This window comes from Streptomyces sp. NPDC021115 (genome assembly GCF_044333065.1).
Classification (GTDB): domain Bacteria; phylum Actinomycetota; class Actinomycetes; order Streptomycetales; family Streptomycetaceae; genus Streptomyces.
This window is the reverse complement of sequence record NZ_JBIRQF010000031.1, coordinates 14,245-26,522: the sequence shown is the minus strand read 5'-3', so window position 1 is coordinate 26,522 and position 12,278 is coordinate 14,245. Positions and strand designations below refer to the sequence as shown.

The following is a 12,278-nucleotide window of genomic DNA, read 5'->3' as shown; positions in this document are numbered from 1 at the left end:
CCGGGAACCGGCGGCGAACGACGGGGAATCGGTCAGTCCGTGGGCCAGGCTCCGCGGGCGCCGGTCAGGACACCAGCACCCCGGAGTCCGCCGCCAGCTCCGGGCGGCTCCGGATCTCCTCGGTGCACGCGTACCGCTTCAGCGGGTCCCGGTCGCTCTCCGGGCCGCCGAGCATCACCTTGTGGTCCCCGTCCGCCGCCGCCGAGCCCGCGAACGTGCAGATGATCTGCGCCAGCGCGTACGACGGCAGCTCCTCCGGCGGGCGGCTCAGGCGCAGCGCCTCGTCCGGGTCGCCCTGCGACGGACCGGAGACCGAGATCCAGTCCTCCACCGCGGTGGAGAACCCGGCCGAGGACTCGGCCGCCGTGGGCGGCTGCCGCAGCTGCTCCAGCAGCGCCCGGGCCACCTCCACCCGCTCGACCGGCGCCTTCTTATCCGACAGCTGCGCGTTCCGGTTCACCGACAGGATGCGCGAGGTGCACAGCAGATAGACCCGTACGGGAACCCGGCCCGCCCCCTCGGTGGCCCGCCCCGCCTCCGGCGCCTCGCACGACGCGCGCGAGGGCGCGGCCCCGGCGTCCACCGGCACCGAGGTGCCGCGTATGCCGCATCCGGCCGCCAGCAGCGCGGCCGCGACGGTCAGCAGGAGGGCGGCCGGCCGCCGGGTCGCTCGCGGGCTCATGACGCGCCCCCTTCGTTCGTACGGCCCTCGTCGCCCTTCCTGTCCTCGCCCTGCTGGCCCTTCTCGCTCTTCCGGTCCTCGATCGAGGCGAGGCGCGAGGCGTCCATGGGCAGCCGCAGCGTGAAGACGGCACCGCCCTCCGGCGAGTTCGCGGCGCTGATGTCGCCGCCGTGGATATGTGCGTTCTCCATCGCGATCGACAGCCCGAGACCGCTGCCCTCCGAGCGGGGGCGGGAGGCGCTGGCCTTGTAGAAGCGGTCGAAGACATGCGGCAGCACCTCCTCCGGAATGCCCGGACCGTGGTCCCGCACCTTGATCAGCAGATCCTCGCCCTCGGGCAGGATCGACACCCGCACGGGGGAACCGCCGTGTTTGAGCGCGTTCCCGATCAGGTTCGCCAGGATGACGTCCAGCCGCCGTGGGTCCAGCCGGGCGACGATCCCGCGCGCGGCGTCCAGCTCGACCGCGTCCAGCCAGGCGCGCGCGTCGATGCACGCCGTCACCTGGTCCGCGACGTCGACGTCGTCGAGCACCAGCCGGGCCGTGCCCGCGTCGAAGCGGGTCACCTCCATCAGGTTCTCCACCAGGTCGTTCAGCCGCCGGGTCTCGCTGACCACCAGCTGCACCGCCGGGGCGATCATCGGGTCGAGGGAGTCGGCCTCCTCCTCCAGGACCTCGGTGACGGCCGTGATCGCGGTGAGCGGGGTCCGCAGCTCATGCGACATGTCCGCGACGAAGCGTCGGCTGGACGCCTCCCGCGCGCTCAGCTCGTCCACTCGCTTCTGGAGCCGCTCCGCGGCCCGGTTGAAGGTGTGCGAAAGGTTGGCCAGCTCGTCCGAGCCCGAGACCTGGAGCCGGGTGTCGAGATGCCCCTCGCCCAGCCGGTTCGCCGCCTCGCCCAGCCGCTGCACCGGCCGCAGCACGGTGGCCGCGGCCGCCTGCGCGAGCAGCGCGGAGCCGACCAGCGCCAGCGCGGTGGCGATGCCCAGCGACCAGGCGAGCGAGTTCAGATCCTGGCGCTCGGTCTCCAGGGACTTGAGCATGTAGCCGGTCGGCCCGCCCCCGTTCACCTTCGCCCCGCCCACCAGGTACGGGGTGCCGTCCAGCGTGATCCGCTGCCAGTAGAGGTGGTACGGGGCGGCCTTCGACCCCTCGGCGGCCCGCCGCTCGTCCACCGCGCGCCGCAGCACGCCCGGCACGGCCTTCAGGGTGAACAGATCCGGCGCGGAGGCCGCCGGGCAGGAGCCGCTGCCCCGGGTCCGGGTGACCAGCAGGACCTCGTACTTCTGCGTGTTGTCCGCCATGCGGTCCGCCGCGTCCTGCAATTCGGGACACGTCGGTGTGGCCGGCAGCGGATCGGTGTCGTCCTTCAGCGCCTTGCGGAACTCGTCCAGCGCCGCGTCCTGGGTGCGGGTCAGCACCGCGTCCCGGTTCAGCCAGTACGCGATCGCCGACGCGGACACCGCGGCCGCCAGCGCCACCAGACCGAAGACCAGCATCAGCCGCAGCCGCAGGCTGAGCCACCGCAGAATCCCCGCCGCCCAGCCCCGAGCCCGCCCGGGCTCCTCGTTCACACCGCTCAATTCCGCGACTCTCCGCCCCACCCGCGCGCACCGGCGCGACCGACCACAACCCTCACGCCGGAGCGTCCAACCGGTACCCGACCCCACGTACGGTGCGGATCAGCGTCGGCGACGACGGCACGTCCTCCACCTTGGCGCGCAGCCGCTGGACGCACGCGTCCACCAGCCGGGAGTCACCCAGATAGTCGTGTTCCCACACCAGCCGCAGCAGCTGCTGCCGCGACAGCGCCTGCCCGGGCCGCCGGCTCAGCTCCAGCAGAAGCCGCAGCTCGGTGGGGGTGAGCTGAAGATCCTCGCCGTTCTTGGTCACCGTCATGGCCGCCCGGTCGATCACCAGGCTGCCGAAGGACGCCGCGTCGTTCGCCTCCCGCTCGCCGCGCCGCAGCACCGCGCGGATCCGGGCGTCCAGCACCCGCCCCTGCACGGGCTTCACCACATAGTCGTCCGCGCCGGACTCCAGCCCCACGACCACGTCGATGTCGTCGTTGCGGGCGGTCAGCAGAATGATCGGCAACTGGTCGGTGCGGCGGATCCGGCGGCACACCTCGAAGCCGTCGATCCCGGGCAGCATCACATCCAGCACGATCAGGTCAGGCCGCTGCTCGCGCAGCAGCTTCAGACCGTCCTCCCCCGTCGCCGCGGTCGCCACACGGTGGCCCTGGCGGGACAGGGAGAGTTCGAGGGCCGTGCGGATGGCGTCGTCGTCCTCGATCAGCAACAGGAAAGGCACGTTGGTCATTCTGGCCTACAAGGGGCCTGTAGTTCGACCGTCGGGGTTCCACGAGCTTGATCCGCTGTGACGAGCCTGTGACAGTCGGCAGACAGCGCCATGAAACTGGTTCGGCAAAGTCTTCTGTGCACCGGCCGGAACGAGCGGCCGGGGCAGTCAGCAGACGACCGAGCAGGCTCCACCGACGGGGGGCGCGACATGAGCACACTGCACTTCACCCACAACAGCGCAGTCATTCGCACGCGTCTCCACGACGCCGGTCGGAGCGGAGAGAAGTCCGGTGCCGTGAGCGGGCGGGGGTGCGCTCGCGGCACCGGGCGTCAGCGGCCGCCGTACATGGTGGCCATTGACGCGAACCCGGGGGCCGGGGAGGGCCTCGGGGGGAGCGGGGAGCACGGGGGTCCCGGGGGGGACCACGGGGGCAGCTCGTACAGGGAGGCAAAGGGGGAGCGGCGCGCGCAGAGCGGGGCGGAAGCGGAATTCACCGCGTACGTCCAGGAGCGCCGCGCCTCCCTGTACGCAACCGCCTACCACCTGACCGGCGACCGGTTCGAGGCCGAGGACCTGCTCCAGAGCGCGCTGTTCTCGACGTACCGGGCCTGGGACCGGATCAGCGACAAGGCCGCGGTCGGCGGCTATCTGCGCCGCACCATGACCAACCTGCACATCAGCGCCTGGCGGCGGCGCAAGCTCAACGAGTACCCGACGGAGGAGCTGCCGGAGACGCCCGGCGACCAGGACGCGATGCGCGGCACCGAACTGCGCGCCGTCCTCTGGCAGGCCCTGGCCCGGCTCCCCGAACTCCAGCGCACGATGCTGGTCCTGCGCTACTACGAGGGCCGGACGGACCCGGAGATCGCGGACATACTCAACATAAGTGTCGGAACGGTCAAGAGCAGCATCTGGCGCTCACTGCGCCGCATGCGCGAGGACGACAGCCTCAGCTTCGGCCGTGACGAGGAAGAGTCCTTCGGCGAACTCGTCGCCTGAGGGCAGGGGAAAACGGGGGAAACGGGAAAAATAGGGGGAACGGGGAAACACGGGGAACACGGGGAAACGGGATCGGGGGATCCCAACGGGGAAGAGCGGGTCCGGACGGCCGGGGGGTCTGTCCGGGCCCGTTCGCATGCGCGGTCGTACGGCGCGGTTTGAGTACGGATACTCATGCTCCCGTATCGCCTGTTTCGACAGGCTGATCCACATGCTGATCCGCAGGAAGACAAGTCACGTCCTACGACGCGTCCTCGATGTGGTCGCGGGCGACCGGCTCTCCCGCGGCTACCTCGCCGTGGTCCTCGCCCTGCTGGTCTGGGCCTGGGCGGACGCGAGCTTCTTCCCGTACGACGACGCCTCCCTGGCGGCGGTCGTGCCCGCCCTCTTCACGGCCCCGGCCAGCCTGCTCTTCGTCCTCCTCCCGGAGGGTACCGAGGGCTCCTACTTCGGCCTGGTCACGGCCGCGGCCGTGCTCAACGCCACCGCGATCACCCTCCTGGCCCGCACGGCGCGCAGCGCCTAGCGCCGGGCCCGGCGGGGATCACCACGGCACGGTCTCACCCCACCGGTCCAGGTACGCGAGGCCGGGCTTCCCCAGCCGCGACAGCAGCACGTCCACCACCCGCGGCACGGTCTCCTCGATGGTGAACGGCGCGTCCGGCCCGCCCAGGTCCGTGCGGATCCAGCCGGGTGCCATGAGGACGAACGCGCGCTGCGTCCCGGGCTCCCGCTGGGCCTGCCGGGCGGCGAAGCCGCGCAGGAACATGTTCAGGGCCGCTTTGCTGCCCCGGTAGACCTCGCGCATTCCGGTCGTGTTGTTGTTGGTGATGCTGCCTTGGCCGGAGGACATCGCCCCGATGAGTCCGGTCGGGGACACGAGGTCTTCCAGCGTTTCGATGACGCGCATAGGGCTGAGCGCGTTGGTGACCATCACCTCGACGAAATCGGCGGTGGGCACCGCTCCGATCGGCGTCTGTTCGTTGTTGGTGGTCCCCGCGTTGACGAACAGCACGTCGAGTTCGCGTGGTGCGAGGCGTTCGCGCAGGGGTGCCAGCTGCGCGGGCTCGTTGATGTCGAGGTGCTCGACGCGGACGCGCCCGTCGGAACGGTCCGCGAGAGCGTGCAAGGGCGTTCGGGCGGTGGTGTTCCGGACGGTCCCGATGACGTTCCATCCCCGGCCGAGGAGTTCGGCCGCCATGGCGTGACCGAGACCGCGCGACGCCCCGACGACGAGAGCGGTCGGTGTGCGGCTGTCCGCGTCCTTCGATGACACTCCGTGTCATCTCCCTTCTTCGCAGTGTGGGCTGATGCGCGTCGAGTCTTTCCGCCGCGCCGCCTCCAAGGCGCGTCCGGAGCGCGGATTTGTACGATCGCCCACGTGACAGGACCCTTCATGGCGGAATCCGCCGCTGTGCAGCCCGACGATGTGCGTCTCATGCGCGCACTCCAGGTCGCCCCGCGGGCCTCGTTCGCCTCGATCGGGGCCGCGCTCGGCCTCACCGAAGGCGTTGTCAGCCGCCGCTACCGTCGGCTGCGCGCCGATGGCGTCATCCGTGTCGCCGGGGTGGTCGACCCCGGGGCGCTGGGAGAGAGCAAGTGGCTGGTGCGGCTGCGCTGCCGTCCCGGCAGCGTCACGGCGATCGCCGACGCCCTCGCGAAGCGCGACGACGTCAGCTGGGTGGCCCTCACCGCCGCGGGCTCCGAAATCACCTGCGCGGTCCGGTCGCGCACCCGGGAACAGCGCGAAGACCTCCTCGGCCAGCGGCTGCCCCGCACCGCGTCGGTGATCGACATCAACGCGTCCGCGATGCTCCGTCAGTTCGTCGGGGGCCGCGGCCACTACTGGGCCGCCCTGCACGGCACGCTGACTCCCCAGCAGGAGTCCATCCTCGGAAGCGAAGGCTCCCCTTTCACGGAATCCCCGGTGGTCGCCCGCGACCCCGTGCACCTCACCGCCGGGGACGAGAAGCTGCTCGACCGGCTCGCGGCGGACGGCCGCGCCAGCCTCGTCGATCTCGCCGCGGCCGCGGACCTCACGCCCGGGCGCGCGGCACGCCGCCTCGACGCCCTGCTCCGGCGTCGCGTCGTCCACATCGACGTCGAGATCGCCGCGGCGGCCCTGGGCTACCACGCCCAGGCGAACCTGTGGCTCCACGTACATCCGTCGGCGGTCAAGAGCGTCGGACGAGCCCTTGCACGGGAACCCGGGATCGCCTTCGCCGCCGCCGTCTCAGGGCCCCACAACATCCACGCCGTCGCGCACTGCCGGGACCTCGACGAACTCTTCGAATTCACCACGGACCGCATCGGATCCCTGCCCGGCCTCCAGAGCATGGAGGTCTCCCCCTTGCACCACCAGGTCAAGCAGATCGGCACGCTCCTGTCCGGCGGCCGCCTCGTGGAGCCGCGCCTCCGCTCACGAAGGTGAGGCGTAGAGCGCGGCGGTCGCCGCGGCCCTGCGGGCCAGCGCCCGGCGGAGGTCGTCGGGGGCCAGGACCTCCGCGTCGGGGCCGAAGGCGAGCAGCGCCTCGGCGGCCCGGAGCGCGCGGAAGCGCAGCTCGACCCTCGTCCACCCCGGCTCGCGCTCCGGCTCCACCGGGGCGCCCGCGCGGTCGGGTTCGTGGATGCGCAGGAACTTCGCGAGGATCTCGTCGCGGACCCTGACGGTGACGGCGTACGGCGCGGGGACCTCGTCGATACGGCGGCGCAGGGCGTCCCACACCTCGGCCAGCTCCAGGCCGCCGCGGCGCCGGACAGGCTGGTCGAGAACGGCGGCGGACACGGCCCGGTCGACGCGGAACAGCTTCGGTTCGCCGTCGTGGTCGGCGACGACGTACCAGACACCGGCCTTGTTGACGAGGCCGTACGGATCGAGGGTGTAGCCGCGCTCCCGGTGGTCCCGGCCGTGCCGGTACCGCAGCCGTAGACGCCGGTCGGCGAACACGGCCTGCTGGAAGACGGCGAGACCGGTGGCGGGATGCTCGGGCCCCGGGGTGCCGCGCCAGCGGACGGGGTCGATGAGGACGCGGCGGCTGGCCAGGTCGGCGTCGGGGCGGTACGGGGCGGGCAGCGCCGCCATGACCTTGCGCAGCGCCGACCCCAGCGCCGGGCCGAGGCCGAGGTCGGCGTGAGCCCGGCCGGAGAGCAGCACGAACAGCGCGCGGGCCTCATCCGCGGTCAGCCCCGTGACGTCGGTACGGAACCCGGGCAGCAGGGCGATCCCGCCCTGCGGGCCGCGGACGGTGTAGACGGGCACACCCGCCGCGGACAGGGCCTCCACGTCCCGCATGATCGTGCGCACCGAGACCTCCAGACGGTCCGCCAGCTCGGAGGCGGGCAGCTGTCCGCGGGTCTGGAGCAGCAGCATGATCGACAGCAGCCGGTCGGATTTCATGGCTCCAAAAGTCTCCCGGGTACATGACCAAAGGTGTCATATATGGCCCCGAGGATGCAGTCATCGGGCCGCCGACAAGGTGCGGCCCGGACGCTCCGCGCAGGCGAGCGCCCCTTCAGGAAAGGTGCACCCCCATGACTGCTCTCACCGGATCCGCCCAGAAGATCGCCGACGAGTTCGTGCGGGCCTGGCTCGGCCGCGACGTCGAGACGGCGATGGGCTTCATCGCTGACGACATCGTGTGCGAGGCCCCGACCGGCCGCTTCGAGGGCCGGGACAGCTACCGCCAGTTCCTGGAGCCCTTCGCGAGCGCCCTCCTCGGCGGCGCGGTGATCGACATCCTGGGCGACGACACCCACGCGGCGGCCGTCTACACCACCGACACGCCCTTCGCGAAGGACTTCCGCGCCATCGACTACCTCACCGTCGAGGACGGCAAGATCACCCGCTCGATCACCGTCTTCGACCTCGCCCCGGCCCTCCGCGCCCGCGGCGACCTCCAGAACTGACGCACCCGGCCCCCGGCCCGGCTAGGTGGTGGCGGGGCGGGAACCGGCGGAGGCCATGCCCAGCCAGGTGTGGGGATTGCCTTCCCAGCACCAGCCGAGCTTGGGGGCGTTCTGGCTGATCCACAGTGCGGGGACCCGGCGGTCACCGGCGCGTGAGCCGCCCAGGGAGAAGCACTTGTTCTTGACGAGGAGCTGGGGGAACTGGGTGATCAGCGCGATCCCTTCCTCGATGGTGAGCGTGGTTCGCCCTCGGTCCGCGATGACGCCCATGGCGTCATCGGGCACGGCACCGCAGAACTCTTCCCCGCGCTCGATGTCGAGGAGCAGATAGGCGCGTTGGTCGGGCAGGGCGGTGCTCGGGGTGGCGACGAACTGTTCGAGGGCACCTGGTTCGAAGGAGTGGTCGACGAATCCGGGCTTGTGTTTGCCGTGGAGGCTGGTGCGCGGCATGGTCTGCTCGATCGGTGCGACCTGGCGGGTGACCACGAGCAGGAAGGGCACCCGGCCGGTCTCCGGCTCAAAGGGCGTGCGTCCCGCGCCGCGTACGGCGATGTCGCGCAGCGGGGCGAAACCGGCTTCGAACGGTGCCGGGTCGAGACCGGCGATCGCCGGGTAGTCCTGGTCGATCAAGGTGCGGACCTGCCGGTCGAATTCCGTGCCTGCGTCGAATGCCGTCTGCTGCGTCATGGAGTCCTTTCGCGGGGTCGAGGTCACTTCTGCGGGGGCGGAGCCGGGCGTCAGAGGGACTTCTCCAGACCGTGCTCGGCGGCGATGCGCGCGATGTCGGCGGGGGTGCCGGCCATGATGGTGCGGGCCTGCTCGGTGACCAGGTCGACGGGCCAGTCCCACCAGGCGGCCCGCGACAGCCGGTCGATGTCGGCGTCGTCGAAGCGCCGTCGGATGGCCCTCGCCGGATTCCCGCCGACGACCGTGTACGGCGGGACGTCGGCGGTGACCATGGCCCCGGCCGCGATGACGGCGCCGTCGCCGATCCGCACACCGGGCATGACGGTGCACTGGTAGCCGAACCAGACGTCGTTGCCGACGACCGTGTCGCCCCGGCTCGGCATGCCGGTGACGATGTCGAGGGTTCGTTCGGTCCACTCGCCGCCGAACATGGTGAACGGGAAGGTGGACACGCCCATCGTCGGGTGATCCGCGCCCGCCATCAGGAACCGGGTGCCCGAGGCGATCGCACAGTACTTGCCGATGATCAGCCGCTCCGGGCCGTACGCGTACAGCACGTTGCGATCCGCGAACGCGGTCGCGCCCTCGGGGTCGTCGTAGTAGCTGTACTCGCCCACCACGATCTTCGGGTCGCTGATCAGCGGTTTGAGGAAGACGACCCGCTCGTGGGCGGGCAGCGGATGGACGGTCATCGGGTCAGGTGTCACGCAGGAGTCCTCTCGGCGGAGCCCGGACGACAGGCGCTGATCGCTCGCGGACGGTGAGACGGGTATAAATTTAGGTCCGACCCAGAATTGTGTCAAGAAGATTTTTAGGTCGAACCTAGATATGCTGCTTCCATGAGCCCACAGACGACGGGCCTCAGGGCCCTGAAGAAGCGCCAGACCAGGGAGAACATCTCGCACCAGGCCACTGGGCTGTTCCTGGAGCGGGGCTTCGACAGCGTGACGATCGCCGATGTGGCCGCGGCCGCGCAGGTGGCCAAGATGACGGTCACCAACTACTTCCCGCGCAAGGAGGACCTCGCGCTCGACCTCCAGGACGTCTTCATCGAGATGCCCGCCGCGACCATCCGGGAGCGCGAGCCGGGCGAATCGGCGCTGGCCGCGCTGCGCCGCGCCTACCTGTCAGCGGTGGCCGAGTGCGATCCGGTCATCGGCTTCTCCGGCCCGGAGTTCGCCCGGATGATCACCGGCAGCACCGCGCTCGTGACCCGGCTGCGGGAGTTCCACGACGACCGCGAGAAGGCCATGGCCCGCGTGCTCGCCGAGGAGACCGGTGCCGAGCGGGGCGACATCATGCCCCGGGTGGCGGCGGCCCAACTCGGCGGCATCCACCGGCTGTTGTTCGAGGAGACGCTGCGCCTGACCCTCGACGGGCACGCCAACGACGAGATCGCACGCACCATCACCGACTACGCGGGCACGGCTTTCGGCGCACTGGAGCCCGCGCTCGGCGACTACGCCGTGCGCCGGGCCTGATGATCAAATACCCGCGACCCGGCCTCGTCGATGGCGCGGCGGGCCAGGCGCGGGCGGTGGAACCCTAGGTCCGCACGCCCTCGGGCCGGCGGCCCGCCGTGGCCGCCGCCGCTATCCGGTCCAGCGCCGCGTCCCGGTCGCACGCGTGCGCGCCCAGCGCCGTCTGCCGTGCCACGATGCCGCGTTCCGACCGCATCAGCCGCCAGCCCCGCCGCACCAGATACGGCGCCGACTTGCGCCCCTCCCGCAGATCGCGCAGCAGCCGCCGCCGGAACGTCGTCGAAGGCCGACCCCGCAGGCAGATCGCGTCCGCCAGCAGCCCCAACTCCCGGCACCGGTCGATGATGTCCGCCGCGAAGATCCCCTCCGCCATGAACAGCGCCGCCCGCCCGATGTCCAGCGGCTCCTCGCCCACCCGTGAGCTGGAGGCGATGTCGTACACCGGCACGGTCGTCCGCCCCGTGCGGCACAGCGCCCCGACCGCCTCCACCGCCGCGTCCGCGTCCCATGACAACGGCGAGTCCCAGTCGGTCCCTTCGCTCCCGGCGAGCTGCGGGAGCGTCGGATCGTCCCCCTCCTTGTAGAAGTCGTCGAGGTTCAGCACGGGCAGCCCGGTGCGGGCCGCGAGGGACGACTTTCCCGAACCGGAGGGGCCGGTGAGCAGGACGACGCGCGCGGAGGCGGGATGAAGGGTCACGGAACACCAGTGTGAACCATTCCCCGCCCCCGCATGAACGGGAAGGCCGCTGGAATCCCTCTTGCGTGTTCTATGCCATACACCACAAGTTACCGAGAGGTAGCTCTCGTTGGGACTGCGCGGCACGCTGTGGTCTCGCGTGCGGGTTCGCCGAGCGCGCGGGTCAGAACCAGTGCAGGCAGTGCGGGGGGAAGTCGCTGCGGAAAAGGGCGTCAGCGAGGGGGGCCGCTCCCTGGCGGTGGGCTCGGATGTGTCCGGCACGCACGAGCGTGCTCGGTGCGGTGCCGCCGAGGTAGACCGAGCCCAGGTCGCTCACGTCCAGGGACAGGTCGGGCTCCCGGTCCGTCGGGACGCAGTCGGCCTTGCCCTCCCGGACTGTCAGCAGGTAGCGGTTGTGCTCGCCGAGGAATGGATCCTCGACGGCGAGGACGAGCTCGCCGTCCATGAACCAGCCACGCGCGGTCAGCGCACGCGGGACGTCCAGCAGCCGCACCCAGAGCCAGTCGGTGTCGCCGCTCACCTCTCCGGCGCGGAAGTCCGCGAACTGCCAGCGCAGCGGGTGCTGGGGCGGGACGTGCTTGAACACGACCTGGGAGACCAGGTCGTGGCCGAGCGCGAACCGGGCCAGGGCCGTGTAGACGGCGTCGTCACCGGCGATGGTCTCGTCGACCGTCAAGGTGCCGGCGTCGACCGAGTAGCTGGCGTACCCGTCCGGCACGCCGTCGGCGTCCCGGTGGACGGCGACGTAACGCGGCGCCGGAGAGATCGGGGGCTGCCCCGCGCGCAAGGCCCACCAGCGGTGCGGCCGGGACAGCGCGCCGGGCTGGGCGCGGCGATACCGGTCGTAGACCTCTTCAAGGATCGTGCCGCACTCGGCACGACGCAGCACCTCGACGTTGTCCGGGCCGGTCGCCGGTGCGTTGACCGTTCCGCGCGCCCGCGGGACGGCGAGGGCGCCCTGGCGGCGCGGCACGGTCAGCCGCTGCGTGTAGGTCGCCGGTCCGTAGCCGAACCTGCGGTAGATCAGGGCCTCGGAAGCCAGCAGCACGGAAAGGAACTCGCCTCGGGCCCGCAGCTCGGTGAGCTGATGGCGCATCATCGCGCTGAGCACGCCCTGGCGCCGGTGTGAGGGCACGACGCCGACAGTGGTCACTCCGGCGGCGGGGACGAGGAGCTCACCGGGCAGGGTGAGTTCGAAGGAGTACGCACCGGCGGTGCCGACGGGCCGCCCGTCCGCCGTCAGGGCGAGCAGGTTGCGGTCCATTTCGAGCGCCGACCACCAGACCCCGCCGCCCTCGGTGGGGGTTTCCGGGAAGATCCCGAACGCGGCATGGAGTGTGTCGACGAAGACATCGAGATCCTCGTCAGTCGTGGGACGTATCTCCATCGCTGCCGCTGCCTCCTCGGGATACCGGCACCACGACTGGTGGTGTCCGGCCACCATGCAGCGTTGACCCGTGGCCGGGTCAAACGAATTACGGCCCAGCCCGCGGCCGGTCACCGCCCCCGCGCGTGCGCGGGG

General features: G+C 71.3%; 14 protein-coding genes. 5 read left to right on the top strand and 9 right to left on the bottom strand.

Annotated elements, in window-relative coordinates:
* Positions 1-64: 64 nt before the first annotated feature.
* The 3 genes from ACH4TL_RS44070 to afsQ1 all read right to left on the bottom strand — a co-directional run bounded on the left by ACH4TL_RS44070 (position 65) and on the right by afsQ1 (position 2,995).
* Entirely contained in the window at positions 65-682 is a 618-nt protein-coding gene (locus tag ACH4TL_RS44070) for a hypothetical protein (RefSeq protein ID WP_398330901.1), read from the bottom strand.
* Positions 679-2,181 carry an ATP-binding protein gene (locus tag ACH4TL_RS44065; protein ID WP_398330987.1) on the bottom strand — a complete coding sequence of 501 codons (1,503 nt, stop codon included), beginning with the start codon at positions 2,179-2,181 and terminating at the stop codon, positions 679-681. Before ACH4TL_RS44065 ends, ACH4TL_RS44070 begins: the two co-directional genes overlap by 4 nt.
* A 136-nt stretch (positions 2,182-2,317) precedes the next feature.
* Positions 2,318-2,995 carry a two-component system response regulator AfsQ1 gene (gene afsQ1 / locus ACH4TL_RS44060; RefSeq protein WP_009717259.1) on the bottom strand — a complete coding sequence of 226 codons (678 nt, stop codon included), beginning with the start codon at positions 2,993-2,995 and terminating at the stop codon, positions 2,318-2,320.
* Positions 2,996-3,193: 198 nt separating this feature from the next.
* Here afsQ1 and ACH4TL_RS44055 point away from each other — a divergent pair, with 198 nt between their 5' ends.
* On the top strand, positions 3,194-3,985 hold the full coding sequence (locus ACH4TL_RS44055; protein WP_398330904.1) for a SigE family RNA polymerase sigma factor: 792 nt from the start codon (positions 3,194-3,196) through the stop codon (positions 3,983-3,985).
* 211 nt (positions 3,986-4,196) lie between these two features.
* Positions 4,197-4,511, top strand: a complete 315-nt coding sequence (locus ACH4TL_RS44050; RefSeq protein ID WP_398330907.1) for an SCO4225 family membrane protein — start codon at positions 4,197-4,199, stop codon at positions 4,509-4,511.
* Positions 4,512-4,529: 18 nt separating this feature from the next.
* Here the strand turns inward: ACH4TL_RS44050 and ACH4TL_RS44045 are convergent, their stop codons facing one another.
* Positions 4,530-5,261, bottom strand: a complete 732-nt coding sequence (locus ACH4TL_RS44045) for an SDR family NAD(P)-dependent oxidoreductase (RefSeq protein WP_398330911.1) — start codon at positions 5,259-5,261, stop codon at positions 4,530-4,532.
* Positions 5,262-5,366: 105 nt separating this feature from the next.
* Between ACH4TL_RS44045 and ACH4TL_RS44040 the strand changes: the two genes are divergently transcribed.
* Positions 5,367-6,416, top strand: coding sequence for an Lrp/AsnC family transcriptional regulator (locus ACH4TL_RS44040; protein ID WP_398330914.1), 1,050 nt, complete (start codon positions 5,367-5,369; stop codon positions 6,414-6,416).
* On the opposite strand, the gene ACH4TL_RS44035 is transcribed toward ACH4TL_RS44040, so the two are convergent.
* Positions 6,405-7,382 carry a helix-turn-helix transcriptional regulator gene (locus tag ACH4TL_RS44035; protein WP_398330917.1) on the bottom strand — a complete coding sequence of 326 codons (978 nt, stop codon included), beginning with the start codon at positions 7,380-7,382 and terminating at the stop codon, positions 6,405-6,407. The genes ACH4TL_RS44040 and ACH4TL_RS44035 overlap by 12 nt on opposite strands.
* Positions 7,383-7,516: 134 nt before the next feature.
* Here ACH4TL_RS44035 and ACH4TL_RS44030 point away from each other — a divergent pair, with 134 nt between their 5' ends.
* Positions 7,517-7,891 (top strand): nuclear transport factor 2 family protein, encoded by a 375-nt coding sequence (locus tag ACH4TL_RS44030; protein ID WP_398330920.1) that lies wholly within the window; start codon positions 7,517-7,519, stop codon positions 7,889-7,891.
* Positions 7,892-7,912: 21 nt separating this feature from the next.
* Here the strand turns inward: ACH4TL_RS44030 and ACH4TL_RS44025 are convergent, their stop codons facing one another.
* Both ACH4TL_RS44025 and ACH4TL_RS44020 read right to left on the bottom strand, forming a co-directional pair.
* Entirely contained in the window at positions 7,913-8,578 is a 666-nt protein-coding gene (locus ACH4TL_RS44025) for a DUF5701 family protein (protein ID WP_398330923.1), read from the bottom strand.
* A gap of 50 nt (positions 8,579-8,628) precedes the next feature.
* On the bottom strand, positions 8,629-9,285 hold the full coding sequence (locus tag ACH4TL_RS44020; protein WP_398330926.1) for a CatB-related O-acetyltransferase: 657 nt from the start codon (positions 9,283-9,285) through the stop codon (positions 8,629-8,631).
* A gap of 132 nt (positions 9,286-9,417) precedes the next feature.
* Between ACH4TL_RS44020 and ACH4TL_RS44015 the strand changes: the two genes are divergently transcribed.
* Positions 9,418-10,059 carry a TetR/AcrR family transcriptional regulator gene (locus ACH4TL_RS44015; protein ID WP_398330928.1) on the top strand — a complete coding sequence of 214 codons (642 nt, stop codon included), beginning with the start codon at positions 9,418-9,420 and terminating at the stop codon, positions 10,057-10,059.
* Positions 10,060-10,123: 64 nt separating this feature from the next.
* Here the strand turns inward: ACH4TL_RS44015 and ACH4TL_RS44010 are convergent, their stop codons facing one another.
* Complete coding sequence (locus tag ACH4TL_RS44010; protein WP_398330931.1) at positions 10,124-10,756, bottom strand: uridine kinase; 633 nt, start codon at positions 10,754-10,756, stop codon at positions 10,124-10,126.
* Positions 10,757-10,919: 163 nt separating this feature from the next.
* Entirely contained in the window at positions 10,920-12,143 is a 1,224-nt protein-coding gene (locus tag ACH4TL_RS44005; RefSeq protein WP_398330934.1) for a GNAT family N-acetyltransferase, read from the bottom strand.
* Positions 12,144-12,278 lie beyond the last annotated feature (135 nt).